This window comes from Williamsia maris (assembly GCF_024171815.1).
GTDB lineage: Bacteria > Actinomycetota > Actinomycetes > Mycobacteriales > Mycobacteriaceae > Williamsia_A > Williamsia_A maris.
Map to the genome: position 1 here is coordinate 394,094 of NZ_JAMTCJ010000004.1, position 24,215 is coordinate 418,308.

Sequence of the window (24,215 nt, forward strand, 5' to 3'; positions counted from 1 at the left end):
CAGTGATCAGCTATGACAGCTCCGGTGATGTTGCTCGATGGCGCGAGCCTCTGGTTCCGCGCCTTCCACGGGATCCCCGAGAAGATCACCGCCCCCGACGGCCGCCCGGTCAACGCGATCCGCGGGTTCGTCGACATGATCGCCGTGCTCGTCAACCGCGAGCACCCGCGTCGACTGGTGGTCTGCCTCGACTACGACTGGCGCCCGAAGTTCCGTACCGACCTGATCCCGTCGTACAAGGCGCAACGCGTCGCGGAGGTGGTCGCGGACGGCAACTCCGTGGAAGAGGTGCCCGACACCCTCACCCCGCAGGTGGACATGATCGCCGACTTCCTGACCGCAGCGGGTCTGGCGAGCGCCGGGGCGCACGGATGTGAGGCCGACGACGTCATCGGCACCCTGGCCGATTCGGAGACGCGGGATCGGGTGGTCGTCGTCAGCGGCGACCGGGATCTGCTGCAGGTGGTCGTCGACGACCCCGTCGAGGTGCGCGTCCTCTACGTCGGCAAGGGCGTCAATCGTGCGGAGATGTTCGGTCCCGAGGAGGTCGCGGAGCGATACGATGTCCCGCCTGCGCGACCCGGCACCGCGTACGCGGAGCTGGCGATGTTGCGTGGCGACCCGTCCGACGGGCTGCCCGGTGTGACCGGTGTCGGCGAGAAGACGGCCGCAAAACTGTTGGCGCAGTTCGGGACCCTGGACGACATCGAGGCCGCGGCACGATCCGGTGACAAGTCCATCAGTCCGCGCATCCGGGCGTCCATCGTCGATTCGGCGGACTACCTGCAGGCCGCCCGGACCGTGGTCTTCGTACGCACCGACGCCGAGATCGAGGGAGACGGCGAGGGGATCATCCCGGCCGGACCCGCCGACCCGGACCGGATCGCCGCGCTGGTCGCCGAACTCGGGATCGGCTCGTCGGTGAACCGGTTGGCCACGGCACTCGGATGGAACGAGCGGTGGTGACCCGCGACCCGGTTCAGTTGGCGGTGGGTCGACCGACCTCGTAGCGTCCGCTGTCGTCGAGGAAGGTGATCGTGACCTTCTGCTGCGCGCCGGCGACGGTGGCGGTGCAGTCGAAGGTCTTGCCCTTCTCCACCTTCTGACCGTCCGGGCAGCTCACGTTGCCGACTTCGGTTGCCTGGTAGTCCTTCTCGAGGATCGACTTGACGCCGTCCTGTACCGCGGACTGGTTGAGTTCCTTGTTCACCGCGAAGCCGGGGGCGACGAACGCGGTGATGGCGAGGATCACGACTACGATCGCCACCACTGCGCCGACGACCGCGATCCGGAACGGTTTCCGGTCGCGCAGAGGGCGGTTCATCGCGGCGAACTGGTCCTGGCCGGGGGTTGCCGGCCCACCGGCGGGCGGTTGTCCGTACGGCTGCTGGCCCGGCGCCCCGTACCCGGGCTGACCGTAGGTACCGGGTGCCTGCTGACCGTAGGGCTGTTGCTCGTAGCCGGGCTGACCGTACGGCGGCTGTCCGTACTGCGGGTCGCCGTAGGGCTGCTGTCCGTATTGCGGCTGGCTGGGGCCCGTGTACGGGCCGGGCTGCTCGGAACCGGGTTGACCGTACGGGGACGAACCCGCCTGCGGCTGCCCGTACGCGGGCGGTTGTCCGTACTGGGGCTGACCGTACGGCTGCTGTCCGTACTGCGGCTGGGTCTGATCGGGCTGCTGGTATCCACCCGACCACGGACTGCCGGCGTCCGGGCCGCCGGCGGGAGCGCCCTGGTCCCCCTGCTGCCGGGGTTCGTCGGGGTTGTGGGGGTCGCTCATGGTTCCCTCCGTGGATCAGGATGGCCGTCGGCGTCCGCGCCGCGGCCCGCTCTCGTGAGGAGAACATACCGCACCGCACCGGGGGTGATCGGCGTCGTCGGCGCCGTGTCCCGAGGCCGGATCAGCCCAGTTCCACCGCGACCACACCGCGTTTGATGCACCCCACCGCCGACTTCGCCGAGCGGGCCAGACGGCCCTCTCCCCCGGCACTCATCCGGATCTGTTCGAGCAGGTCGATGACCTGACGGCTCCAACGCACGAAATCGCCCGCAGGCAACGGCCGACCACGTTCACCGGCCGCGGCCAACGCCTCGGCGAGCGACCGGCCCGACGCCCACGTGTACATCGCGGTGGCGAACCCGGCGTCCGGCTCACGGGTGACACCGACGTTGTGTCGGCTCTCCAGATGTGCGAGCGTCCGCCAGGCCCGGTGGGTGTCCTGCAGCGCGTCACGGACCTCGCGGTGTCCGGTGACCAGATCGGGCCCGGAGTAGGAATCGCGTCGGGACTCGTAGACCACCGCGGAGACCACCGCGGCGAGCTCGGGTGGGGTCAACGCGTCCCACACCTGCGCGCGGATGCATTCGCAGATCAGCAGGTCGCTCTCGCTGTAGACGCGACTGAGTGTGCGCCCGGAATCGGTGACCACGACACCCTCGGGTCCGTCGACGAGGTAGCCGAGCTCGGTGAGCACCCCGACGATCCGGTCGAAGGTGATGCTCAGCGTCGACGTGCGTGTGCTGACCGACTCGGTCAGGGCGGTGATCTCACGCTCGACGCGGTTGCGGCGTTCGGCCAGGCGGAACAGCTCGTCGCCTGCGGGCAGCTGATGCGCCGGGTGGGCGCGCAGCCGGGAACGGAGCAGGCCGAGTTCGCGGTCGTCTGCGGCCGGAGACCGTCGCGACTGCCGCCCGCGGGGTACGTCGATCCCGGTGGCCCGCAACGACGACGCGAGGTCGCGCCGGCCGCGACCGGTCCGACGGTCCACCTGTCGGGGCAGGCGCATGTTGCCGAGCACCTCGGGTGGGTTCAGGAAGTCGGCGGTGCCGACACGCCCACACCAGGCGTCCTCGCAGAGCACCATCGGCTTGGGGTCGCGACGGTCGGTGGCGGGTTCGATGACCACGGCCAGCCCGCGGTGCCGACCGCCGTGTAGGGCGATGACGTGCCCGCGCTTGAGCGCGGACAGCTCGTCGACGGTGTTCGCCTGCGCGGTCATCCGCTTCTCGAACTTCAGCTCGCGTTCGCGGGTCCGGATGACCTCGCGCAGCCGCATGTACCCGAGGAAACCGTCGTAGTCGTCGGTGGGTGTGTGATCGTCGGCTGCGGCGGCGTCTCCGGTCGCCAGATCGCCCGGCTCCACACCGACGCTCGACGCCCGCCCCGAGAGTTCGACGTCGATCTTGCCCAGCGTCCGCCGCGCGGTGTCGATCTTGCGGTGCTGTCCCACCACGGAACGGTCCGTCTGGAACTGCGCGAACGAGCGTTCCAGCAGGTTCTTCGCGCCGGCCAGACCGAGGCGACCGATCAGGTTGATCGCCATGTTGTACTCCGGCGCGAACGAACTGCGCAGCGGGAACGTGCGTGCTCCGGCGAGCCCGGCGACCCGGGTCGGGTCGAGTTCGGGCATCCAGACGACGACGGCGTGCCCCTCGACATCGATCCCGCGGCGACCGGCGCGACCGGTGAGCTGGGTGAACTCGCCCGGGGTCAGGTCGACGTGGGCCTCGCCGTTGTACTTCACGAGGCGCTCGAGGACCACCGACCGCGCCGGCATGTTGATGCCGAGCGCGAGGGTCTCGGTGGCGAACACGGCTCGGACGAGGCCACGGACGAACAGTTCCTCGACCGCGTGCCGGAACGCGGGCAGCATCCCGGCGTGGTGGGCGGCGAGCCCACGCATCAGCCCGGCGCGCCACGTGTCCACGTTGAGGACGTCCTGATCGGCCTCGGTGAGGTCACCGACGTACCGGTTCACGACCTCCTCGACCTGCGCCGACTGGGCCGGCTGCAGGAGGCTGAGCCCCGACCGGACGCACTGGTCGAGCGCGGCCTCACACCCGGCGCGCGAGAAGATGAAGCCGATCGCGGGCAACAGTCCGTCGCGATCGAGACGTGCGATGAGATCGGGGCGGGAGATGATGCCGGCCGGACGTCCGCGACGCGGCGGCCCGCCACGCCCACGACGACCGTGGGGACTCTCGTGGTCGCTGACCATCTCGCGTTGCTTGATGTAGCGGGTCAGCTCCGAGTTCACCTGCGGGCGTTCACCGTTGCGCGGGGTGCGCTCGAACAGGTCGAAGATCCGGTTGCCGACCATCATGTGTTGCCACAGCGGGATCGGACGGTGATCGTCGACGACCACCGTGGTGTCGCCGCGGACGGTCTTGATCCAGTCGCCGAACTCCTCGGCGTTGCTGACCGTCGCCGACAGGCTGACCACCTTCACCGACGGCTCGAGGTGGAGGATGACCTCCTCCCACACCGCGCCGCGGAACCGGTCGGCGAGGAAGTGCACCTCGTCCATCACCACGTGCGACAACCCGTTCAGCGCAGGCGAGTTCGCGTAGATCATGTTGCGGACGACCTCGGTGGTCATCACGACCACCGGCGCCGAGGGGTTGATCGAACTGTCACCGGTGAGCAGGCCGATGTTCTCGGCACCGTGCACGGCGACCAGATCGGAGAACTTCTGGTTGCTCAGCGCCTTGATCGGGGTGGTGTAGAAGCATTTGGTGCCCGCCGCGAGCGCCAGGTGCACCGCGAACTCACCGACGATGGTCTTGCCCGCACCGGTCGGCGCGCACACCAGAACCCCGTGGCCGTCCTCGAGCGCGGCGCACGACTCCACCTGGAACGGGTCGAGCGCGAAGTCGAGACGATCGGTGAACTCCCGCAACGCGGGTCGGTCGATGGGCGTCGGTGTCGGCGCGGTCTCAGAGGATGTCATCGAACTCGCCGACACGGGTCGCGATCGGGCCGCTCGATGCACCCACCGAGGTCGACGCGCTCACCGTGTCGGGGCGATGCTCGATCGGCGACGCCTCGTCGTCGGAGAGGTGCTCCCAGTTCTCGCCGAGGCGCCGGGCCTTGCGCTTGTCGTGGATGCGGGCGAACTGCACCGCGAACTCGAACAGGACGGTCAGTGCGAGCGCCAGGGCCAACATGGTGAACGGGTCCGACCCCGGGGTGACCACGGCGGCGAACACGAACAGGCCGAACGTCAGGCCGCGCCGCCATGCCTTGAGTCGTGCGTAGCTGAGAACCCCGATCAGGTTGAGCGCCACGATGATCAGCGGCACCTCGAAGCTGACGCCGAAGATGATCAGCAGATGCAGGATGAAACTGAAGTACTGCCCACCGTCGAGGGCGGTCACCTGCACGTTGTCGCCGACGGTGAGCAGGAAGTGGAACGCCTTCGCGACCACCAGGTACGCCAGGATGCTGCCCGCGACGAACAGCGACGCGGCCGCGGCGACGAACGAGACGCCGTACTTCCGCTCGTTCTGATGCAGACCGGGCGTGATGAACTGCCAGATCTGGAAGAACCAGATGGGACACGCCATCACGACACCCGCGGTGACCGCGACCTTGAGGCGCAGCGTGAACTGGTCGAACGGACCGGTCGCGAGCAACCGGCACTCGTCGCCGGGGGTCAGCGTCGCGCGGGAACTCTGCGGCAGGTCGCAATACGGTCCGCGGAGCAGGTTGCCCAGCGACTCGACATGCCAGAACCCGTAGGAGTACCAGACGAATCCGAGAATGGTGGTGAAGAGGATGCCGATGACGGAGATCAGCAGGCGTCGCCGCAGCTCGTAGAGATGCTCGACGAGCGACATCGTGCCCTCGGGGTTGACTTTCTGCCGCCGACGGCGCGGATCAAGGGATATGCGCACAGTGTGGTTCTCGGTTCCTCACGCGAGGTGTGGATCGGCCGCGATGCCGCGAGGATCAGGCGCTACGACGTTCGTTGTCGGTGACGTGCGCGGAGTCCGTGGGTGCGGGCGCCGAGATCTGACGGGAGGCCGGGTCGTCGGTCTCGTCCTTCGTGTCGGCGTCGGACTTCTTGCCGTCGTTCTGCATCTCCTTGACCTCGCTCTTGAAGATGCGCATCGACCGACCGAGACCGCGGGCCGCGTCGGGAAGTTTCTTCGATCCGAACAGGACCAGGAACACGATCACCACGATGATGATGTGCCACGGCTGGATGGCGCCCATTGTCGTACCTCCGAAGTTGACTGTTCTCGATGCTACCGGACCGGACCGGGCCGTCGGTGTGGCGTCATGTCGCCACGCAGGGGTCAGGTGTCGTCGCCGTAGGCGGCCAGGGCGGCCGACGCACGGTCGGACACGTCGAGGGCGATCTGGGGCGCGTTCTGCAGCCGGATCCGACCGCCGAAGCCGAGCAGGAATCGCGTCAGCCAGTCCGGCGACCCGTAGGTCATGGTCGCCGCGATCGGTGCGTCGGGATCCGGTGCTGCGTCGTGGGGATCGGCCACCGGGTCGATCAGGTAGTACTCCATGACCCAGGCGAGGGACGGGTCGATCTCGATCTCGGCCGTCGGCAACTGCGGGTCAGCGTTGAACAACGCCAGGGTCGCGCCGGAATCGGGGGACGCGGGGACCACGGCCTTCTCGTCGAGCAGACGGGCGTCGTCGATCCGGTCGAGCCGGAACAGTCGGATGCCCTCGCTCTCGCGGCACCAGCCCTCGAGATAGCTCGCCCCGTCGACGACCTGGATCCGGACCGGGTCCACGACGCGCTCGGACACCGCATCCCGTGACGCCGAGTAGTAGCGGATCCAGACGGCCTGCGTCAGGCGGACCGCATCCCGCACCGTCGACATCGGTCCCGTCGAGGTGTCGGCAGGTGCGGGTGGTCCGGGCTCGTCGGTGACCGTGATGCTGGTGCCGACCGCCTTCTCGACCTTCGCGATGGCGCGTTGCGCCGCGGCGGTGTCCAACAGGCCCCCCACGTCGATCAACGCGCGCAGTGCGACCAGCAGGACCGACGCCTCGGTCGCGGTGAGCCGCAGCGGGCGGTCCATCCCGGCCGAGAACGTGACCTCGATGCTCTCCTCGGTGAACGCGAGGTCGATGAGGTCGCCGGGCGAATACCCCGGCAGCCCGCACATCCACAGCTGGTTGAGATCGGTCATCACCTGGGCGGGGGTCGTGCCCAGGTCGGCGGCGGCGTCGGCCGCGCTGATCCCGGGATGGGCCAGGAAGTACGGGACCATCGCCAGGAGTCGACTCAACCGCGACGGGACCCCCGAGCTCGCCGACGCCTTGGCGCCGGCCGGGCCGGTCATCGGGACACCGCCAGCGCGCGCAGTTCGGTGATCACACGGTCGCGGAGCTCGACTGGCTCGAGCACCACCGCGTCGGCGCCGGCGCCCAGCACCCGACGGGCCAGGCCTTCGACGGACCACTGTGGGATCTCGGCGATGGAGCCACGGCGTCCGTCGAGGTCGTGGGCGGTGAGCTCGCGGGCGCTGCGACGCAGCCCCTCGGCACGGCCCTCGGCGATCCATACCCGCGCGCTCTGGGCGGAATCCGGCGGGTCCACGTGGCCGACGGCCGAGGCGACGATCTGCTGCAGGTCGAGGTCCGCGGGACGCTCCGCTGGGGTCGCGACGTCGATCTCGCGGACGTCGCCACCGATCCGCGACAGCCGGAACGTGCGCGTGTCGTTGCGGTCGTGGTCGTGGCCGACCACATACCAGCGACCACGGAACGTCACGACGCCCCACGGCTCCAGGCTGCGGGGGGTGAACGGACGGTTGCGTGTCGGTCGGTACCCGAAGGTGACGCCCCGACCGTGGTCGACCGCGGCGAGCAGGGGACCCAGGACCGACTCCGAGCCCATCGATCGCGGTGTGGCGGAGTGCACGCCGACATCGAGTTCGGAATCCGAGGCGAGGTCGACGCCGCCGGCCCGCAGCTTGAGCAGTGCGGTGTGCGCGGTCGCCGCGAGCTCGGGGGTGTCCCACAGCGCGGCGGCCATGGTGACCGCGGCCGCCTCGTCGCGGTCGAGATCGATGTCGGGCAGTTCGTAGGCGTCCCGGTTGATGCGGTAGCCGTCGACCGGGACCATCCCCGACGCGCGACCGGTCTCCAACGGGATACCGAGATCGCGCAGTTCGCCCTTGTCGCGCTCGAACATCCGGTTGAAGGCGTCGTCGGACGGGGAATCGCTGTAGCCGGCCACACTCTTGCGGATCTGCTCGGCCGACAGGAACTGTCGCGTCGACAGCAGGCAGATGACCAGGTTCATCAGCCGCTCGACTTTGGAGGTTGCCACGGAGGAGAAGCCTAGTGGTCCGCGGACTACATCGAGGCGATCAGGCGATCGACGCGCTCATCGACGTTGCGGAACGGGTCCTTGCACAGCACGGTGCGCTGCGCCTGGTCGTTGAGCTTGAGGTGCACCCAGTCGACGGTGAAGTCCCGCCCGGCCTTCTGCGCTGCGGAGATGAAGTCGCCGCGCAGCTTCGCGCGGGTCGTCTGCGGCGGCTCGTCGACCGCGGCGGCGATCGCCTCGTCGGTCGTGACGCGCGCGACGAGGCCTTTGCGGGAGAGCAGGTCGAAGACCCCGCGTCCCCGCTTGATGTCGTGGAACGCGAGGTCGAGCTGCGCGATCTTCGGATCCGACATGTCCATGTCGTACCGGTCGATGTAGCGCTGGAAGAGCTTGCGCTTGATGACCCAGTCGATCTCGGTGTCGACGCCGGAGAAGTCCTGCGACTCGACCGCGTCGAGCGTGCGCCCCCACAGGTCGACGACACGGTCCATCTCCGGGTCGGGCTTGCGGTTGCGCAGGTGTTCGACCGCACGTGCGTGGTACTCACGCTGGATGTCGAGGGCGCTCGCCTGCCTGCCGCCGGCCAGACGCACCGGACGCCGCCCGGTGGTGTCGTGGCTGACCTCGCGGATCGCGCGGATCGGGTTGTCGAGGGCGAAGTCCCGGAACGCGACGCCCGCCTCGATCATCTCGAGCACCAGGGCCGCGGTGCCCACCTTGAGCATGGTGGTGGTCTCGGCCATGTTCGAGTCGCCGACGATCACGTGCAGACGCCGGTACTTCTCGGCGTCGGCGTGCGGTTCGTCGCGTGTGTTGATGATCGGACGCGACCGGGTGGTCGCGGAGGAGACGCCCTCCCAGATGTGCTCGGCCCGCTGCGACAGGCAGTAGGTGGCGGCCTTGGGGGTCTGCAGCACCTTGCCTGCGCCGCAGATGAGCTGGCGCGTGACCAGGAACGGGAGCAGCACGTCGGAGATCCGGGAGAACTCCCCCGCCCGCACCACGAGGTAGTTCTCGTGGCAGCCGTAGGAGTTGCCCGCGGAGTCGGTGTTGTTCTTGAACAGGTAGATGTCGCCGCCGATGCCCTCGTCGGCGAGGCGCCGCTCGGCGTCGATGAGCAGCTCCTCCAACACGAGTTCGCCCGCACGGTCGTGGTTGATGAGCTGCACGAGGCTGTCGCACTCGGCGGTCGCGTACTCGGGGTGCGATCCGACGTCGAGGTAGAGCCGTGCACCGTTCTGCAGGAACACATTCGATGATCGACCCCACGACACCACCCGCCGGAACAGATAGCGCGCGACTTCGTCGGGACTCAGGCGCCGATGTCCGTGAAAGGTGCAGGTCACCCCGAACTCGGTTTCGATGCCCATGATTCGTCGTTCCACTCCATCGACCCTACCGGTGTGGGCGGTTCGCGGTCGGCAAGCGCCGCCGTGAGGAGGCCGGTGGAGCGACGATCAGTCGGTGCTGTGCGCGTCGCCCTCGGCGGTCGGCTCCGCGACGGACGGGTCCGGTGTGGGCAGGTAGCTCGCCACCACCTCCGCGCTGAGTCGACGGAACGCACGTCGCGGCCGTTCCCGATCGAGCACGGCGACCTCGAGGTCACCCGGTGTGAGCACCCGCGGCTCGGCGGGTGTCGACGTGGCGGGGGTGCCGTTCGCGGGCGCCGCCGGGGTGCCGAGAGCGGCGACCGCGCCGGCCAGCGCGCTGGCCAGGTCCGCCTCGGGGTCGTAGCTCTCCTTCATCGCGGTGGAGATGGACTCGTTGGCGCCACCCATGACCAGGAACCGGGTCTCGTCGTTGATCGAGCCGTCGTAGGTGATGCGGTAGAGCTGCGAGCTCTTCGAGCTGCCCGCGCGCGCCACCTCGGCGACGCACAGCTCCACCTCGTAGGGCTTGGGCTGCTCGGTGAACACCGCTCCCAGCGTGCTCGCGTAGGCGTTGGCCAGCGACAACCCGCTCACGTCGGCGCGGTCGTAGCTGTATCCACGCATGTCGGCGTGCTGGATACCCGCCTTGCGCAGGCTCTCGAACTCGTTGTACTTGCCGACGGCCGCGAAGCCGATGCGGTCGTAGATCTCGCTGACCTTGCGCAACGTGTTCGACGGGTTCTCCGCGACGAACAGGACGCCGCCGGGGTAGGTCAACACGATGACACTGCGTCCGCGGGCGATTCCCTTGCGCGCCAGGTCGGACCGGTCGCGCATGATCTGCTCGGCACTGGCGTAGTACGGAAACGTCATGCGTGAGCTCCTGGTGCGGTGTCGCCCCGATTGTCCTGATACTGCGCGGAACGGGCGTCGATGACCGCGCGAGCGGCGATCTCGATCTGGTCGCGGTCGACCTCGACCGCACCGTCGGCGCCGATGGTGACCGCCGTGGGGTAGATCCGGCGGACGGTGTCCGGACCGCCGGTGGCGGAGTCGTCGTCGGCCGCGTCCCACAGGGACTCGACCGCGATGCCCAACGCGGACGTCGCGTCGAGGTCCGGTCGGTAGAGCTTCTTCAGCGCCGATTTCGCGAACACCGAGCCGGAGCCGATGGCCTGGAAGCCACCGAACTCCTCGTGCCGGTCGCCGGCGACGTCGAAGGAGAAGATCCGACCGCTGCGGTCCGGGTCGGTGCCGTCGTGGTCGTATCCGACGAGCATGGGGATGGCGGCCAGGCCCTGCATGGCCGCGCCCAGGTTGGCGCGGACCATCCCGGCGAGCCGGTTGACCTTGCCGTCCAGCGTGAGTGGGACGCCTTCGAGCTTCTCGTAGTGCTCGAGCTCGACGGCGAACAACCGGACCATCTCGACGGCGATACCCGCGGTGCCTGCGATGCCCGCGGCCGAGTACTCGTCGGTGACGAACACCTTGCGGATGTCGCGGCTGGCGATCATGTTGCCAGCGGTCGCGCGGCGATCACCGGCGATGAGCACCCCGCCGGGGTAGTTCACTGCGACGATCGTCGTGCCGTGCGGGATCGAATCGCTACCCGTCACGTTGGCAAATGCCTTGTCCGGCAACAACTCCGGCGCGTTCTGTCGAAGATAATCCGAGAACGAGGAGAGGTCCCGGCCGAGCGAGTTGACCTGGTCGCTCACTGGCCGCCTTTCTGCACGTACGCGCGCACGAAGTCCTCGGCATTCTCCTCGAGCACGTCGTCGATCTCGTCGAGCAGGTCATCGGTGTCGTCGGCCAGCTTCTCGCGACGTTCCTGACCGGCACTCGTGTCGGGGCCCGAACCGGAATCGTCGTCCCCGCCACCACTTCGCCGTGTCTGTTCCTGCGCCATTGCTGCCTCCTTGAGCCTGCGATCCCCCACTGGTGCACCAGCGGGAGCTCCGTGTGACCACCCTACCGCCGATGGGGTTGTGAACGGGTTGCGCCACGACACCGGACGACGGTGTCGGGGGCGACCTCAGTTGGTCAGTTGGTCGACGAGTTCGGCGGCCGAGTTGACCGAATCGAGGAGCGCGCCGACGTGGGCGCGACTGCCGCGCAGCGGCTCGAGAGTCGGGATGCGGACCAGCGAGTCGCCGCCCAGGTCGAAGATGACCGAGTCCCAGCTCGCCGCCGCGATGTCGGCGCCGAAACGGCGCAGGCACTCTCCACGGAAGTACGCGCGGGTGTTCTCCGGCGGGGTGCCGACGGCCTCCATGACCTGCGCCTCGGTGGTCAGACGCTGCATCGAGCCGCGGGCGACGAGACGGTTGTAGAGACCCTTGTCGAGACGGACGTCGGAGTACTGCAGATCGACCAGCTGCAGGCGCGGTGCCGACCAGCCCAGCCCCTCGCGGTGCCGGAAGCCCTCGAGCAGCCGCAGCTTGGCGGGCCAGTCGAGCAGGTCCGAGCACTCCATCGGGTCGCGGTCGAGGCGGTCGAGGATGTCGGCCCACGTGTCGAGGACGTGCTTGGCGCGGGCGTCGTCGCTGTGGTTCTCGGCGTGGAAGCGGGCGCACCGCTCGTGATAGATCCGTTGCAGCGCAATCGCGGTCATCTCACGGCCGTCGGACAACGCGACGGTCGCGGTCAGGCCGGGATCGTGGCTGATGACGTGGACGGCGTGCACCGGACGGGCCAGTTCGAGGTCGGAGAGATCGACGCCGGCCTCGATCAGGTCGAGCACCAGCGAGGTGGTGCCGACTTTGAGGTAGGTGGAGGTCTCGGCGAGATTCGCGTCGCCGATGATGACGTGCAGACGCCGATAGCGCTCGGGGTCGGCGTGCGGCTCGTCGCGGGTGTTGATGATGCCGCGCTTGAGGGTGGTCTCGAGGCCGACCTCGACCTCGATGTAGTCGGCCCGCTGCGACAGCTGGAAGCCGGGTTCGTCGCCGGACTGACCGATGCCCACCCGACCGGAACCGGTGAACACCTGTCGGGACGCGAAAAACGGTGTGAGACCGGTGATGACCGACGCGAACGGGGTCTCGCGGGCCATCAGGTAGTTCTCGTGGGTGCCGTAGGAGGCGCCCTTGCCGTCGATGTTGTTCTTGTAGAGCTGGAGTTTCGGGGCGCCGGGAACGCTCGCGACGTGTCGTGCGGCGGCCTCCATCACCCGCTCGCCCGCCTTGTCCCAGATCACCGCGTCCATCGGGTCGGTGACCTCGGGCGCGGAGTACTCGGGGTGGGCGTGGTCGACGTAGAGACGGGCACCGTTGGTGAGGATCATGTTGGCCGCGCCGACCTCGTCGGCGTCGATGATCGGTGCCGGTCCGGACCCGCGGCTGAAGTCGAAGCCACGTGCATCACGCAGGGGCGACTCGACCTCGTAGTCCCACCGGGTGCGCTTGGCGCGCGGGACACCGGCGGCGGCCGCGTAGGCCAGCACGGCCTGCGTGGACGTCATGATCGGATTGGCGCTCGGATCGTTGGGCGCGGAGATCCCGTACTCGACCTCGGTGCCGATGATTCGCTGCATCACCAAAGCCTAGTGCCACCACCGAGTGGGCCTTCACGACCCACTCGGTGACGGAACACGTGGGCGACTACAGATACTGGCCGGTGTTCGTCTCGGTGTCGATGGCGCGGCTCGCGCCGGCGCTCTTACCGGTGACAAGCGTACGGATGTACACGATCCGCTCGCCCTTCTTGCCCGAGATGCGCGCCCAGTCATCGGGATTGGTGGTGTTGGGCAGATCTTCGTTCTCGGCGAACTCGTCGAGGATCGAGTCGAAGAGGTGCTGCACCCGCAGGCCCGGTGTACCGGTCTCGAGCTGCGACTTGATCGCGTACTTCTTCGACCGGTCGACGACGTTCTGGATCATCGCGCCGGAGTTGAAGTCCTTGAAGTACATGATCTCCTTGTCGCCGTTGGCGTAGGTGACCTCCAGGAACCGGTTGTCGTCGTTCTCGGCGTACATCTTCTCCACCACGCGTTCGATCATCGCGGCGATGCAGGCGGCACGATCGCCGCCGAACTCGTTGATGTCGTCGGCGTGGATCGGCAGGGTGTCGACGAGGTACTTCGAGAAGATGTCGATCGCCGACTCCGCATCAGGACGCTCGATCTTGATCTTCACGTCGAGACGGCCGGGTCGCAGGATCGCGGGGTCGATCATGTCCTCGCGGTTCGACGCACCGATCACGATGACGTTCTCGAGACCCTCGACGCCGTCGATCTCGCTGAGCAGCTGCGGGACGACGGTGGTCTCCACGTCGGAGGAGACGCCCGAACCGCGGGTCCGGAAGATCGAGTCCATCTCGTCGAAGAACACGATCACCGGGGTGCCCTCGGAGGCCTTCTCGCGGGCTCGCTGGAAGATCAGGCGGATGTGCCGCTCGGTCTCGCCGACGAACTTGTTGAGCAGCTCAGGCCCCTTGATGTTGAGGAAGTACGACTTCGCCTCACGGGCGTCGTCGCCGCGGGCCAGGGCGATCTTCTTGGCCAGCGAGTTCGCGACCGCCTTGGCGATCAGTGTCTTGCCGCAGCCGGGAGGGCCGTAGAGCAGGACACCCTTGGGCGGGCGCAGGTCGTAGTCGCGGAACAGGTCCTTGTGCAGGAACGGCAGTTCGACCGCGTCGCGGATCTGCTCGATCTGGCGGCCGAGACCACCGATGTCCTCGTAGCCGACGTCGGGCACCTCTTCGAGGACGAGATCCTCGACCTCGGCCTTGGGCACCCGCTCGAAGGCGAACCCGGCCTTGGTGTCGACGAGCAGCGAGTCGCCGGGGCGCAGCTTGCGGCGCTTGCCGTCCTCACCGTCGACCTCACCGGTCAGCGGCTCGGCCAGCCAGACGACGCGTTCCTCGTCGGCGTGACCGACCACCAGGGCGCGGTCACCGTTGCCGAGAACCTCGCGCAGGGTGCTGATCTCGCCCACCAGGTCGTAGTCGCAGGCCTCGACGATCGTGAGGGCCTCGTTGAGGCGGACGGTCTGTCCGCGCTTGAGGGTGTCGACGTCGATGTTCGGCGAGATGGTCAGGCGCATCTTGCGGCCGGAGGTGAACACGTCAACCGTCGAGTCCTCGTAGGTCGAGAGCAGCACGCCGTAGCCACTCGGCGGCTGGCCGAGGCGGTCGACCTCCTCGCGCAGGACGAGGAGCTGCTGCCGCGCCTCCTTGAGGGTCTCCAGGAGTTTGGTGTTGCGTGCGGTCAGGGTGTCGATGCGACCCTGTGAATCGTTGCTCCCGGGCGTGTCGCCGGGGCGTCCGAACGGGCTGCGCCCGCCGGTGTCGGGCACGGGGGTCTCACCCGAGTCGGTGGAACGCGCACTGGTCTCGGACGCGTCCCGGGCATTGTCTCGGTCAGATTCGGTCATTGCTGACTCCTCTCCCCGGCGGAACACCAATGGTTTCACCGTTCCCTCACGTTACCGGCGTGTCGGCCGTTGTGCCCCACACCACGCGACGTTCGGTGTTGACGTCTCGTTAACTCGCCCGTTCGTCGACGGACGGTTCGGCGCGTGTGCCGATCACCCCTTGCTGGGCCTGCGTTGCGGTCGCAGGGTGACGGTGCCGTCGGCGAGACGACGGGCGGAGACCAGAAAAGCGGTGTGACCTTGCATCTTGTGCGACGGGCGGACCGCGAGTCCGACCACGTTCCACTCACGGACCAGCGACTCCCAGGAGCGTGGTTCGGTCCAGCACTGCAGTTCACGCAGGGCCTCGACCACGCGGGACAACTGTGTGACGGTCGCCACATAGACGATCAGGACCCCGCCTGGGCGCAACACCGCCGACACCGTCTCGAGGGTCTCCCAGGGCGACAGCATGTCGAGGATGACGCGGTCGACAGAGGCCCGGGAGTTCTCGGTCGCGCCGTAGTCGACGATGTCGCCGAGGACGAGGTCCCAGTTGTCGGGGCGTCCACCGAAGAACGTCTCGACGTTGCGCACCGCGTGCTCGGCGTGGTCGTCGCGCACCTCATACGAGATGACCCGACCGGTCGGACCGACCGCACGCAGCAGCGAGCAGGTCAACGCGCCGGAACCGGCGCCGGCCTCGAGCACCACCGCGCCGGGGTGGACGTCGCCCTCGGCGACGATCTGCGCGGCGTCCTTGGGGTAGATGACCTGCGCGCCGCGAGGCATCGACAGGACGTAGTCGGTGAGCAGCGGACGCAGAGCCAAGTACTGCGCGTTGCCGGTCGAGGTGACGATGCTGCCCTCGTCCGCGCCGATCAGGTCGTCGTGCGCGATGGCGCCGTGATGGGTGTGGAAACTCTTGCCCACCTCGAGGTGGACGGTGAACTTACGGCCCTTGGTGTCGGTGAGCTGGACACGGTCACCGGGTTCGAAACTCGCGGAGACGGTCATGGGGTCGCGTCCTGCGCGGGTCTGTCGTACATCAGGCATACCCTGCCAGGTGTGAGTACGACGTTCGAGAACAACCCCGCATCGCTGGTCGATCCGATCCCGGAGGGGCCCAGGCGCCCGGCGTTGTCGCCGTCGCGCGCAGCCGATTTCAAGCAGTGCCCACTGCTGTACCGGTACCGCGCCATCGACAAGTTCCCCGAGACGTCGACGACCGCCCAGGTCAAAGGCACCGTCGTGCACTCGGCGTTGGAGAACCTCTTCGACATGCCCGCACATCTGCGCACCCCCGACACCGCCGACGTGTTGGTCGACGCGGCGTGGGACACGCTGTGCGAGAAGGAACCCGCACTGCGTGCGCTGGTGCCCGACACCGACGTGCCCGCCTTCCTCGCCGAGGCGCACCGGCTGCTCACCACCTATTACAAGATGGAGGACCCGACCGCGTTCGAGGCCGAGTCCTGCGAGCTGCGCATCGAGGTCGATCTGGCCGACGACGTCGCACTGCGGGGTTTCGTCGACCGTATCGACGTCGCGCCCACCGGCGAGGTCCGTGTCGTCGACTACAAGACCGGCCGCTCCCCCAGTGAGTTGTTCGAGGCGCGCGCGCTGTTCCAGATGAAGTTCTACGCACTGGCCATCCTGCGATTGCGCGGCGTGGTGCCGACCCGCCTCCAGCTGATGTACCTGGCCGACGGCCAGCAACTGCGGTACACACCCGACCGCGACGAGCTCGAACGGTTCGCGGGCACCCTGACCGCGATCTGGCGGGCCATCACCGAGGCCGGTGCCACCGGGGACTTCCGCCCGAAGAAGTCGCGCATGTGCCAGTGGTGCGACCACAAGGCGCGGTGCCCGGAGTTCGGCGGCGAGATCCCGGCCTACCCCGGATGGCCCGGCCGCCCCGCCGAGGATTCCGCCGCGGACTACCTGGCCTCGTGACCTCGCGCGAGCCCACCGACGCGGCCTACTATCTACCGCTCGGTGTCACCGACGGATACGAACACTTCACCCCGACCCATTCGACGGTGAGCGTGTGGACCGACACCATCCAGCACGGCGGTCCCCCATCGGCGCTGCTGGTCCGCGCGCTGGAGGGACTGGCGTCGGCGCCGGGGTTGTCGATATCGCGGGTGACCATCGACATCCTGGGGGCGATCGGGTTGTCGGAGAACCGGATCCGCGCGACCGCGATCCGACCCGGCCGGCAGATCTCGCAGGTTCAGGCCGAGCTGGACGTACTCGGTCCCGACGGCCGATACCGCACCGCCGCGCGGGCGACCGCCTGGCTCCTCGCGTCGACCGACACCGCCGAGCTCGTCACACCGTCTGAGGTGTTCCCCATCCCGACCGACGACGTGGCGGGTGGCGCGTTGCCGGATTGGACGGCGATGGGCTGGGCGACAACGGGGTTCATCTCCTCGGTCGACTTCCACCGTGCCGACACCGGGACCTCTCGGCCGGGCCTGACGTGGCTTCGCCCGCGGATCGATCTCGTCGAGGGTGAGACCGCGACACCGTTGTCCCGGTTCGCCTGCGTGGTGGACATCGCCAACGGACTCGGTAGCACCCTCTCGCCCCGCGAATGGACCTGGATGAACACCGACACGACCATCCACCTCCGTCGCGCGCCGGCCGGCGACTGGTTCGGTGTCGACGCGCAGCTCGTCGGCGGCGGACGCGGGTTCGGTTACACCGCCGCGGATCTGTTCGACGAGGCCGGATCAGTCGGGCGATCGAGCCAGACGGTGCTGCTCACCCGGCTCTGACCGACCCCGCCAGTTGGGCACGTACACCCACCAGTTGGGCACGTACACCCGTTCGTTGGGCACCCGGTGCCCAGATGGTTGACGTAACTGCCCAACTGGGGGACTTAGCTGCCCAACTGGCGTCCGCAGACGCCCAGTCGACGGGTCAGAAGCGGCAGGAGCGGATGTCGCTCGCAAGGATCGCCTTGGCGCCCATCGCAGACAGGTCGTCCATGACGTTCTGGTGTCCGCTGCGCGGGACCATCGCGCGCACGGCGACCCAGTTCTCGTCGGCCATCGGCGCCACCGTGGGCGACTCCAGGCCGGGGGTGATGGCCACCGCGCGGTCGAGCAGGTCCTTGCGGCAGTCGTAGTCCATCATCACGTACTGCTGACCGACGACGACGCCCTGCACGCGTGCGATGAGCTGCTTGGCGGCGCGGGACGGTTCGACATCGGCGCCGCTGACCAGGACGGCCTCGGACGCGCACATCACGTCGCCGAAGGCCTTGAGGTTGTGTTGGCGCAGAGTGCGTCCCGACCCGACCACGTCGGCGATGGCATCGGCGAGACCGAGCTGGATGGAGATCTCCACCGCGCCGTCGAGCCGGATGATCTCGGCGTCGATGCCGCGGGAGTCCAGGTCGGCGCGCACGATGTTGGCGAACGACGTGGCGATGCGCGACCCGGCGAGGTCGGCGGCCGACATCTCGCGGTCGGTCGGACCGGCGTAGCGGAACGTGGATCCGCCGAAGCCCAGGGACAACTGCTCGACCACCGGGGCCTGCGAGTCCAGGGCGAGGTCGCGGCCGGTGATCCCGAGGTCGAGCTCACCGGATCCGACATAGATCGCGATGTCTTTCGGACGGAGGAAGAAGAACTCGACGTCATTGGCCGCGTCGAGCACGGTCAGGTCCTTGGCGTCGGTCCGACGTCGATAGCCCGCCTCGGCGAGCATCGCGGCGGCCGAGTCGGACAGCGCGCCTTTGTTGGGTACAGCTACCCGCAGCATGGGGATCGGTCCTTCGGGTCAGGGACGTTCGGGGCAGGGATGACTGGGTCAGAGGTGCTTGTACACGTCGGCCGGGGTCAGGCCTCGCTTGATCATCATCACCTGGAGCCAATAGAGCAATTGAGATATCTCCTCGGCGAGCGACTCGTCGGGCTCGTGCTCGGCGGCCAGCCACACCTCACCGGCCTCCTCGATGATCTTCTTGCCCAGCGTGTGCACCCCGGAGTCGAGTGCGGCGACCGTCCCGCTGCCCTCAGGACGGGTCGCGGCGCGGTCGGTGAGCTCGATAAAGAGTTCGTCGAAGGTCTTCACGAGGGATCAGTGTCCCACGGAGTCGCCGGCCGACCCGATCGGGCGCCATGCGGTGACGACGTCGGCGATGTCGAGACCCAGTAGTCCGTCGCGGAACGTGCGGCCCGGCCCCGGCGGGACCTCGGCGTCCGACGGGACCACCAGCACCGGGCACCCCGCTGCGGTCGCCGCCTCGGTGCCGGTCGGCGAGTCCTCGATGGCCAGGCACTGAGCCGGGGTCGCACCGACCGCCGCAGCGGCCGCGAGATACAGGTCGGGTGCGGGTTTGCCCTCGGCGACCTCGTCGCCGCACAACGTGTGCGCGAAGCGGTGCTTGCCGATCGTGGGCAGTGCGCGTTCGGTGAGATCGCGCTCGGTGTTGGTGACCAACACCATCGGGATACCCAGCGACGCAACGGTGTCGAGCGCCGCGTCGGCGCCCGGCCGCCACGGGATGCCGCCGGCGAACAGCTCGGCCACCCGGCCACGTATCCACGCCGCCTGCGCGTCGAGGTCGCGGTCGGCCTCGGCGATGCCCGCGGCCACGTAGAGCTTGGTCATCGCGCCCTGCATCGAGTTGCCCAGGGTCGACTGACGCAGCGCGACGGTCATCGTGACGCCGAGTCGCTCCGCGAGCTCGGCCATCGCGACGTCCCACAACTTCTCGGAGTCGAGCAGCGTGCCGTCCATGTCCCACAGGACGGCACGCGGCAGCTCGAACTCCTGCCGGCCGAGATCGGGTACCGGCAGATCAGATCGGTTCACGGTGCCTTACGTGTTGAAGTACTTGGCCTCGGGGTGATGCAGGACGAAGGCGTCGGTCGACTGCTCGGGATGCAGCTGCAGCTCCTCCGACAGTTCCACACCGATGCGCTCCGGCTCGAGCAACGCCACCATCTTCGCGCGGTCCTCGAGGTCGGGGCAGGCCCCGTACCCGAAGGAGTAGCGCGCACCCCGGTACTTCAGGTCGAAGAACCCCTGCGGCGAATCCGGGTCGTCGGCCGCGGCCGAGGAGTCACCGAACGTCAGTTCCGAGCGCACCCGCTGATGCCAGTACTCGGCCAGCGCCTCGGTCAGCTGCACGCCGATGCCGTGCACCTCGAGGTAGTCGCGGTAGGCGTCCTTGGCGAACAGCTCGTTGGCGAAGTCGGCGATGGGCTGACCCATCGTGACCAGCTGGAACGGCAGCACGTCGACCTGACCGAGTTCACGGGCCCGCTCACGCGAGGCGATGAAGTCGGAGATGCACAGGAATCGACTGCGCTGCTGACGCGGGAACTCGAAGCTGAAGAGCGTCTCGGCGTCCGGCGTGGGCTCGGCCAACACGTGGATCGTGTCGCCCTCGCTGACCGCCGGGTAATAGCCGTAGACGACCGCAGCGTGCTGCAGGATGTTCTCGGTCGAGAGCCGGGCGATCCACTCGCGCAGGCGCGGACGGCCCTCGGTCTCCACCAGCTCCTCGTACGTCGGACCGTCGCCGGTGCGGGTCTCACGCAGACCCCACTGGCCCAGGAACAACGCACGCTCGTCGAGCAGATTGCGGTAGTCCGCGATCGGGATGCCCTTGATGATCCGCGATCCCCAGAACGGCGGGACCGGGATCGGGTTGTCGGCGGCGACATCCGAACGTGCGGGCACCTCGACGGGCGCGGCCTCCGCCTTGCGCTTGGCCGCGATCCGCGCCGACTTCTCGTGACGTGCCTTGCGCTCGGCGGCCTTGGCCTCGGCGGCCGCCTTGACCTCGGGATCCTGGGTGGATCCGCCGCCGCGCTTCGCCGACATGATGTCGTCCATGAGACGCAGACCCTCGAATGCGTCACGCGCATAGTGCACGTCGCCCTCGTAGGTCTCGCTGAGATCGTTCTCGACGTAGCCACGGGTGAGCGCGGCACCACCGAGGAGGACCTGGTACTTCTCGGCGAGCCCCCGGGAGTTGATCTCCTGCAGGTTCTCCTTCATGACGACCGTCGACTTGACCAGCAGTCCGGACATGCCGATCACGTCGGCACGCTTGTCCTCGGCGACCTCCAGGATCGTCGCGATCGGCTGCTTGATGCCGATGTTGACGACCTCGTAGCCGTTGTTGGACAGGATGATGTCGACCAGGTTCTTGCCGATGTCGTGGACGTCGCCCTTGACCGTCGCCAGCACGATGCGGCCCTTGCCGTCCTCGCCGGTGGCCTCCATGTGCGGTTCGAGATGCGCGACCGACATCTTCATGACCTCGGCCGACTGCAACACGAACGGCAGCTGCATCTGACCCGACCCGAACAGCTCACCGACGGTCTTCATGCCCGAGAGCAACGTCTCGTTGATGATCTTGAGCGGCGGGACCTCTTTCATCGCGTCGTCGAGGTCGGACTCGAGACCGTTGCGCTCGCCGTCGACGATGCGACGCTCGAGACGCTCGAACAGCGGCAGTTTCGCCATCTCCTCGGCGCGACTCTCGCGTGCCGAGGCCGCCGAGACGCCCTCGAACAGCCCCATCAGGGTCTGCAGCGGGTCGTAGTCGGAGTTGCCCTCGCTGCGCGTTCCCTCCACGCCGCGACGGTTGTAGACGAGGTCGAGCGCGACCTCGCGCTGGTCGTCGGGGATGCGGGCCATCGGCACGATCTTCGACGCGTGCACGATCGCGGTGTCGAGACCGACCTGCGCGCACTCGTGCAGGAACACCGAGTTGAGCACCTGACGTGCAGCCGGGTTCAGGCCGAACGAGATGTTCGAAATGCCCAGGGTGAAGTGGACGGCCGGATGAGCCTCCTTGATCCGACGGATGGCCTCGATCGTCTCGATGCCGTCCATCCGGGTCTCTTCCTGACCCGTGGACACCGGGAAGGTGAGGGCATCGATGATGATGTCCTCCTCGCCGAGGCCCCAGTTGGTGGTGATGTCGGTGATGAGCCGTTCGGCGATCGCGGTCTTCGTGTCGGCGGTACGCGCCTGACCTTCCTCGTCGATCGTCAGAGCGACCACGGCGGCACCGTGCTCGACGGCCATCTCCATGATCTTCGTGAACCGCGATTCGGGGCCGTCGCCGTCCTCGTAGTTGACCGAGTTGACCGCACAACGACCACCGAGGGCCTCCAGGCCCGCCTTGATCACCGCGGGCTCGGTCGAGTCGAGCATGATCGGCAGCGTCGACGCGGTGGCGAGTCGGGTGGCGAGCGCGGTCATGTCATCGGCACCGTTGCGGCCCACATAGTCGACGTTCAGGTCGAGCATGTGCGCGCCGTCGCGGGTCTGGTCCTTCGCGATGTCCAGGCACTTCTGGTAGTCGCCGGAGAGCATTGCCTCGCGGAACGCCTTGGAGCCGTTGGAGTTCGTCCGCTCCCCGACCATCATGAAGCTGTTCTCCTGCTCGAACGGCACCGACGCGTAGAGCGACGACACCTCGGGCTCGTGCTCGATGGTCCGGGTGCCCTTGCTCGAGCCGCGGACGGCTTCGGCGAGCTGCGCGATGTGCTCGGGGGTGGTGCCACAGCAACCACCGACGAACGACAGGCCGTAGTCGGAGACGAAGCCGCTGACGGCCTCGGCCAGCTCGTCGGGCATCAACGGGTACTCGGCGCCCTTGGGCCCGAGCTGGGGCAGACCGGCGTTGGGCATGACCGACACCGGGATGCGCGCGTGCTTGGAGAGGTAACGCAGGTGCTCGCTCATCTCGGCCGGACCGGTCGCACAGTTCAGACCGATGAGGTCGACGCCGAGCGGCTCGATCGCGGCCAGCGCGGCACCGATCTCCGAGCCCAGCAGCATCGTGCCGGTCGTCTCGACCGTGACGTGGGAGATGATCGGGATCCGACGGCCGAGGTCGACCATCGCACGCTTGGAGGCCAGCACGGCCGCCTTCACCTGCAGCAGGTCCTGTGAGGTCTCGATGAGGATGGCGTCGGCGCCGCCCTCGAGCATCCCCATCGCGCACTCCTGATACGCGTCGCGGATGACCTCGAAGGTGGTGTGACCGAGGCTGGGCAGTTTGGTGCCCGGGCCGATCGAGCCGAGGACGAAACGCGGCGTGCCGTCGGAGGACGGACCCATCTCGTCGGCCACGCCCTTGGCGATCGCCACACCCTTGCGGGCCAGCTCACGGATCCGGTCGGCGATGTCGTAGTCGCCGAGGTTGGACAGGTTGCAGCCGAAGGTGTTGGTCTCGACCGCGTCGGCGCCGGCCTCGAAGTAGGCGCGATGGATCGCGGCCAATACCTCGGGGCGGGTGTCGTTGAGGATCTCGTTGCAGCCCTCGAGACCGAGGAAGTCGTCGAGGGTCAGGTCGGCCGCCTGCAGCATGGTGCCCATGGCTCCGTCGCCGATCAGGACCCGTTTGGCCATGGCATCGAGGAAGGCCGAGTCGTACGAGGCGCTTCGTGTGGGTGCAGACATGGTGTTCAGGGTAGTTCGCTCCCTATCGGTGTTCGGTCGTAGGCTGGTTCAGTGAACGCTGATGCGACCGGAGATCTTCCCACCCTGCGGACGCCGATCCTGGTAGCGGCCTTCGAGGGCTGGAATGACGCGGGCGATGCAGCGAGTGGCGCGGTCGAACATCTGGCGCTGATCTGGGATGCGCAGCCACTCGTCGACATCGATTCCGACGACTACTACGACTTCCAGGTCAACCGTCCGATCGTAAAGCAGATCGACGGTGTCACGCGACGTATTGATTGGCCGACCACGTCGATCTCCTGGTGCAGCCCACCCGGATCCGACCGCGACATCGTCCTGTTGCGCGGCATCGAACCCAACATGCGCTGGCGCGGCTTCTGCGCGGAGATCCTCGATCTGGCCCGCGCGTTGAACGTCCAGACCATGGTCATCCTGGGTGCGCTGCTGGCCGACGCGCCACACACCCGGCCGGTACCGGTCACCGGCACCGCCTACAGCACCGACTCCGCGTTGGCCTACAACCTGCAGGAGAGCCGGTACGAGGGACCGACCGGCATCACCGGCGTGTTGCAGGACCAGTGCGTCAACGCGGGTATCCCGGCGGTGTCGTTCTGGGCCGCCGTCCCGCACTACGTGTCGACCCCGCCCAACCCGAAGGCCACGGTCGCGTTGCTCAGCCAGGTCGAGGAGGTCCTCGACATCGAGGTCCCCCTCGGCGATCTCCCGGGGCAGGCCGAGGAGTGGGAACAGGCCGTCACCGAGATGACCGAGGACGACGAGGAGATCGCCGAGTACGTGCGTGGGCTCGAGGAGCGCGGCGACGCCGAGGTCTCCGTCGACGACGCGATGTCGAAGATCGACGGCGACGCATTGGCCGCCGAGTTCGAGAAATACCTGCGTCGACGCGGCCCCGGTTCGTTCGGGGCGTGATCACCCGTCGGTCGCCCCGATCGTGAGCACCT

21 protein-coding genes are annotated in these 24,215 nt (G+C 68.0%); 4 read left to right on the forward strand and 17 right to left on the reverse strand.

All coding sequences use genetic code 11. From position 1 onward, the window contains the following. The first annotated feature begins 27 nt into the window (after positions 1–27). Complete coding sequence (locus LX13_RS20500; RefSeq protein ID WP_253663621.1) at positions 28–966, forward strand: 5'-3' exonuclease; 939 nt, start codon at positions 28–30, stop codon at positions 964–966. A gap of 13 nt (positions 967–979) precedes the next feature. On the opposite strand, the gene LX13_RS23345 is transcribed toward LX13_RS20500, so the two are convergent. The 13 genes from LX13_RS23345 to LX13_RS20565 form a co-directional block, all read right to left on the reverse strand. Further along, a complete protein-coding gene (locus LX13_RS23345; protein WP_301301523.1) occupies positions 980–1,780 on the reverse strand; it encodes a DUF4333 domain-containing protein in 801 nt (266 codons plus the stop codon). Between the two features lie 121 nt (positions 1,781–1,901). After that, positions 1,902–4,730, reverse strand: a complete 2,829-nt coding sequence (locus LX13_RS20510) for a DEAD/DEAH box helicase (RefSeq protein ID WP_253663181.1) — start codon at positions 4,728–4,730, stop codon at positions 1,902–1,904. Further along, positions 4,717–5,676: a twin-arginine translocase subunit TatC gene (tatC, locus tag LX13_RS20515; protein ID WP_253663182.1), complete on the reverse strand. Its 960-nt coding sequence runs from the start codon at positions 5,674–5,676 to the stop codon at positions 4,717–4,719. Before tatC ends, LX13_RS20510 begins: the two co-directional genes overlap by 14 nt. Before the next feature lie 55 nt (positions 5,677–5,731). Continuing rightward, positions 5,732–5,998, reverse strand: coding sequence for a Sec-independent protein translocase subunit TatA (tatA, locus tag LX13_RS20520; protein ID WP_253663183.1), 267 nt, complete (start codon positions 5,996–5,998; stop codon positions 5,732–5,734). An 83-nt stretch (positions 5,999–6,081) separates the two neighbouring features. Beyond that, positions 6,082–7,092, reverse strand: a complete 1,011-nt coding sequence (locus tag LX13_RS20525) for a helix-turn-helix transcriptional regulator (protein WP_253663184.1) — start codon at positions 7,090–7,092, stop codon at positions 6,082–6,084. After that, positions 7,089–8,084: a helix-turn-helix transcriptional regulator gene (locus LX13_RS20530; RefSeq protein WP_253663185.1), complete on the reverse strand. Its 996-nt coding sequence runs from the start codon at positions 8,082–8,084 to the stop codon at positions 7,089–7,091. The genes LX13_RS20525 and LX13_RS20530 overlap by 4 nt, the downstream gene beginning before the upstream one ends. A gap of 26 nt (positions 8,085–8,110) precedes the next feature. After that, positions 8,111–9,469: a Pup--protein ligase gene (gene pafA / locus LX13_RS20535; protein ID WP_253663186.1), complete on the reverse strand. Its 1,359-nt coding sequence runs from the start codon at positions 9,467–9,469 to the stop codon at positions 8,111–8,113. A gap of 72 nt (positions 9,470–9,541) precedes the next feature. Then, positions 9,542–10,327 (reverse strand): proteasome subunit alpha, encoded by a 786-nt coding sequence (gene prcA / locus LX13_RS20540; RefSeq protein ID WP_253663187.1) that lies wholly within the window; start codon positions 10,325–10,327, stop codon positions 9,542–9,544. Further along, entirely contained in the window at positions 10,324–11,172 is an 849-nt protein-coding gene (gene prcB / locus LX13_RS20545; RefSeq protein WP_253663188.1) for a proteasome subunit beta, read from the reverse strand. Before prcB ends, prcA begins: the two co-directional genes overlap by 4 nt. After that, positions 11,169–11,363, reverse strand: a complete 195-nt coding sequence (locus LX13_RS20550; protein ID WP_253663189.1) for a ubiquitin-like protein Pup — start codon at positions 11,361–11,363, stop codon at positions 11,169–11,171. The genes prcB and LX13_RS20550 overlap by 4 nt, the downstream gene beginning before the upstream one ends. A 126-nt stretch (positions 11,364–11,489) precedes the next feature. Next, entirely contained in the window at positions 11,490–12,989 is a 1,500-nt protein-coding gene (gene dop / locus LX13_RS20555) for a depupylase/deamidase Dop (RefSeq protein WP_253663190.1), read from the reverse strand. Between the two features lie 67 nt (positions 12,990–13,056). Further along, positions 13,057–14,829 carry a proteasome ATPase gene (gene arc, locus LX13_RS20560; protein WP_253663191.1) on the reverse strand — a complete coding sequence of 591 codons (1,773 nt, stop codon included), beginning with the start codon at positions 14,827–14,829 and terminating at the stop codon, positions 13,057–13,059. A 153-nt stretch (positions 14,830–14,982) separates the two neighbouring features. Further along, entirely contained in the window at positions 14,983–15,825 is an 843-nt protein-coding gene (locus LX13_RS20565) for a tRNA (adenine-N1)-methyltransferase (RefSeq protein ID WP_188492708.1), read from the reverse strand. A gap of 51 nt (positions 15,826–15,876) precedes the next feature. On the opposite strand from LX13_RS20565, the gene LX13_RS20570 reads away from it, so the two are divergent. After that, entirely contained in the window at positions 15,877–16,764 is an 888-nt protein-coding gene (locus LX13_RS20570) for a RecB family exonuclease (protein WP_372499978.1), read from the forward strand. Then, positions 16,761–17,591 carry a thioesterase family protein gene (locus LX13_RS20575; protein WP_253663192.1) on the forward strand — a complete coding sequence of 277 codons (831 nt, stop codon included), beginning with the start codon at positions 16,761–16,763 and terminating at the stop codon, positions 17,589–17,591. The genes LX13_RS20570 and LX13_RS20575 overlap by 4 nt, the downstream gene beginning before the upstream one ends. A gap of 145 nt (positions 17,592–17,736) precedes the next feature. Here the strand turns inward: LX13_RS20575 and hisG are convergent, their stop codons facing one another. From hisG to metH, 4 genes are read right to left on the reverse strand one after another with little or no spacing between them, the layout of a single operon-like run. Continuing rightward, the gene (gene hisG, locus LX13_RS20580) at positions 17,737–18,582 is read right to left on the reverse strand and encodes an ATP phosphoribosyltransferase (protein ID WP_253663193.1); all 846 of its coding nucleotides are present in this window, start codon (positions 18,580–18,582) and stop codon (positions 17,737–17,739) included. Between the two features lie 48 nt (positions 18,583–18,630). Then, entirely contained in the window at positions 18,631–18,894 is a 264-nt protein-coding gene (locus LX13_RS20585) for a phosphoribosyl-ATP diphosphatase (RefSeq protein WP_188492700.1), read from the reverse strand. Positions 18,895–18,900: 6 nt separating this feature from the next. Next, the gene (locus tag LX13_RS20590; protein WP_308214772.1) at positions 18,901–19,638 is read right to left on the reverse strand and encodes an HAD family hydrolase; all 738 of its coding nucleotides are present in this window, start codon (positions 19,636–19,638) and stop codon (positions 18,901–18,903) included. 6 nt (positions 19,639–19,644) lie between these two features. Beyond that, on the reverse strand, positions 19,645–23,253 hold the full coding sequence (gene metH, locus LX13_RS20595; protein WP_253663194.1) for a methionine synthase: 3,609 nt from the start codon (positions 23,251–23,253) through the stop codon (positions 19,645–19,647). A gap of 51 nt (positions 23,254–23,304) precedes the next feature. Here metH and LX13_RS20600 point away from each other — a divergent pair, with 51 nt between their 5' ends. Further along, positions 23,305–24,183 carry a PAC2 family protein gene (locus LX13_RS20600; RefSeq protein WP_253663195.1) on the forward strand — a complete coding sequence of 293 codons (879 nt, stop codon included), beginning with the start codon at positions 23,305–23,307 and terminating at the stop codon, positions 24,181–24,183. Positions 24,184–24,215 lie beyond the last annotated feature (32 nt).

Coding starts and splice junctions, on each gene's coding strand:
- prcA (WP_253663187.1), bottom strand. CDS start 10,327: ATGACGTTTCCGTACTACGCCAGTGCCGAGCAGATCATGCGCGACCGG.
- LX13_RS20500 (WP_253663621.1), top strand. CDS start 28: ATGTTGCTCGATGGCGCGAGCCTCTGGTTCCGCGCCTTCCACGGGATC.
- arc (WP_253663191.1), bottom strand. CDS start 14,829: ATGACCGAATCTGACCGAGACAATGCCCGGGACGCGTCCGAGACCAGT.
- metH (WP_253663194.1), bottom strand. CDS start 23,253: ATGTCTGCACCCACACGAAGCGCCTCGTACGACTCGGCCTTCCTCGAT.
- LX13_RS20510 (WP_253663181.1), bottom strand. CDS start 4,730: ATGACATCCTCTGAGACCGCGCCGACACCGACGCCCATCGACCGACCC.
- LX13_RS20565 (WP_188492708.1), bottom strand. CDS start 15,825: ATGACCGTCTCCGCGAGTTTCGAACCCGGTGACCGTGTCCAGCTCACC.
- dop (WP_253663190.1), bottom strand. CDS start 12,989: ATGCAGCGAATCATCGGCACCGAGGTCGAGTACGGGATCTCCGCGCCC.
- LX13_RS20550 (WP_253663189.1), bottom strand. CDS start 11,363: ATGGCGCAGGAACAGACACGGCGAAGTGGTGGCGGGGACGACGATTCC.
- hisG (WP_253663193.1), bottom strand. CDS start 18,582: ATGCTGCGGGTAGCTGTACCCAACAAAGGCGCGCTGTCCGACTCGGCC.
- LX13_RS23345 (WP_301301523.1), bottom strand. CDS start 1,780: ATGAGCGACCCCCACAACCCCGACGAACCCCGGCAGCAGGGGGACCAG.
- tatA (WP_253663183.1), bottom strand. CDS start 5,998: ATGGGCGCCATCCAGCCGTGGCACATCATCATCGTGGTGATCGTGTTC.
- LX13_RS20525 (WP_253663184.1), bottom strand. CDS start 7,092: ATGACCGGCCCGGCCGGCGCCAAGGCGTCGGCGAGCTCGGGGGTCCCG.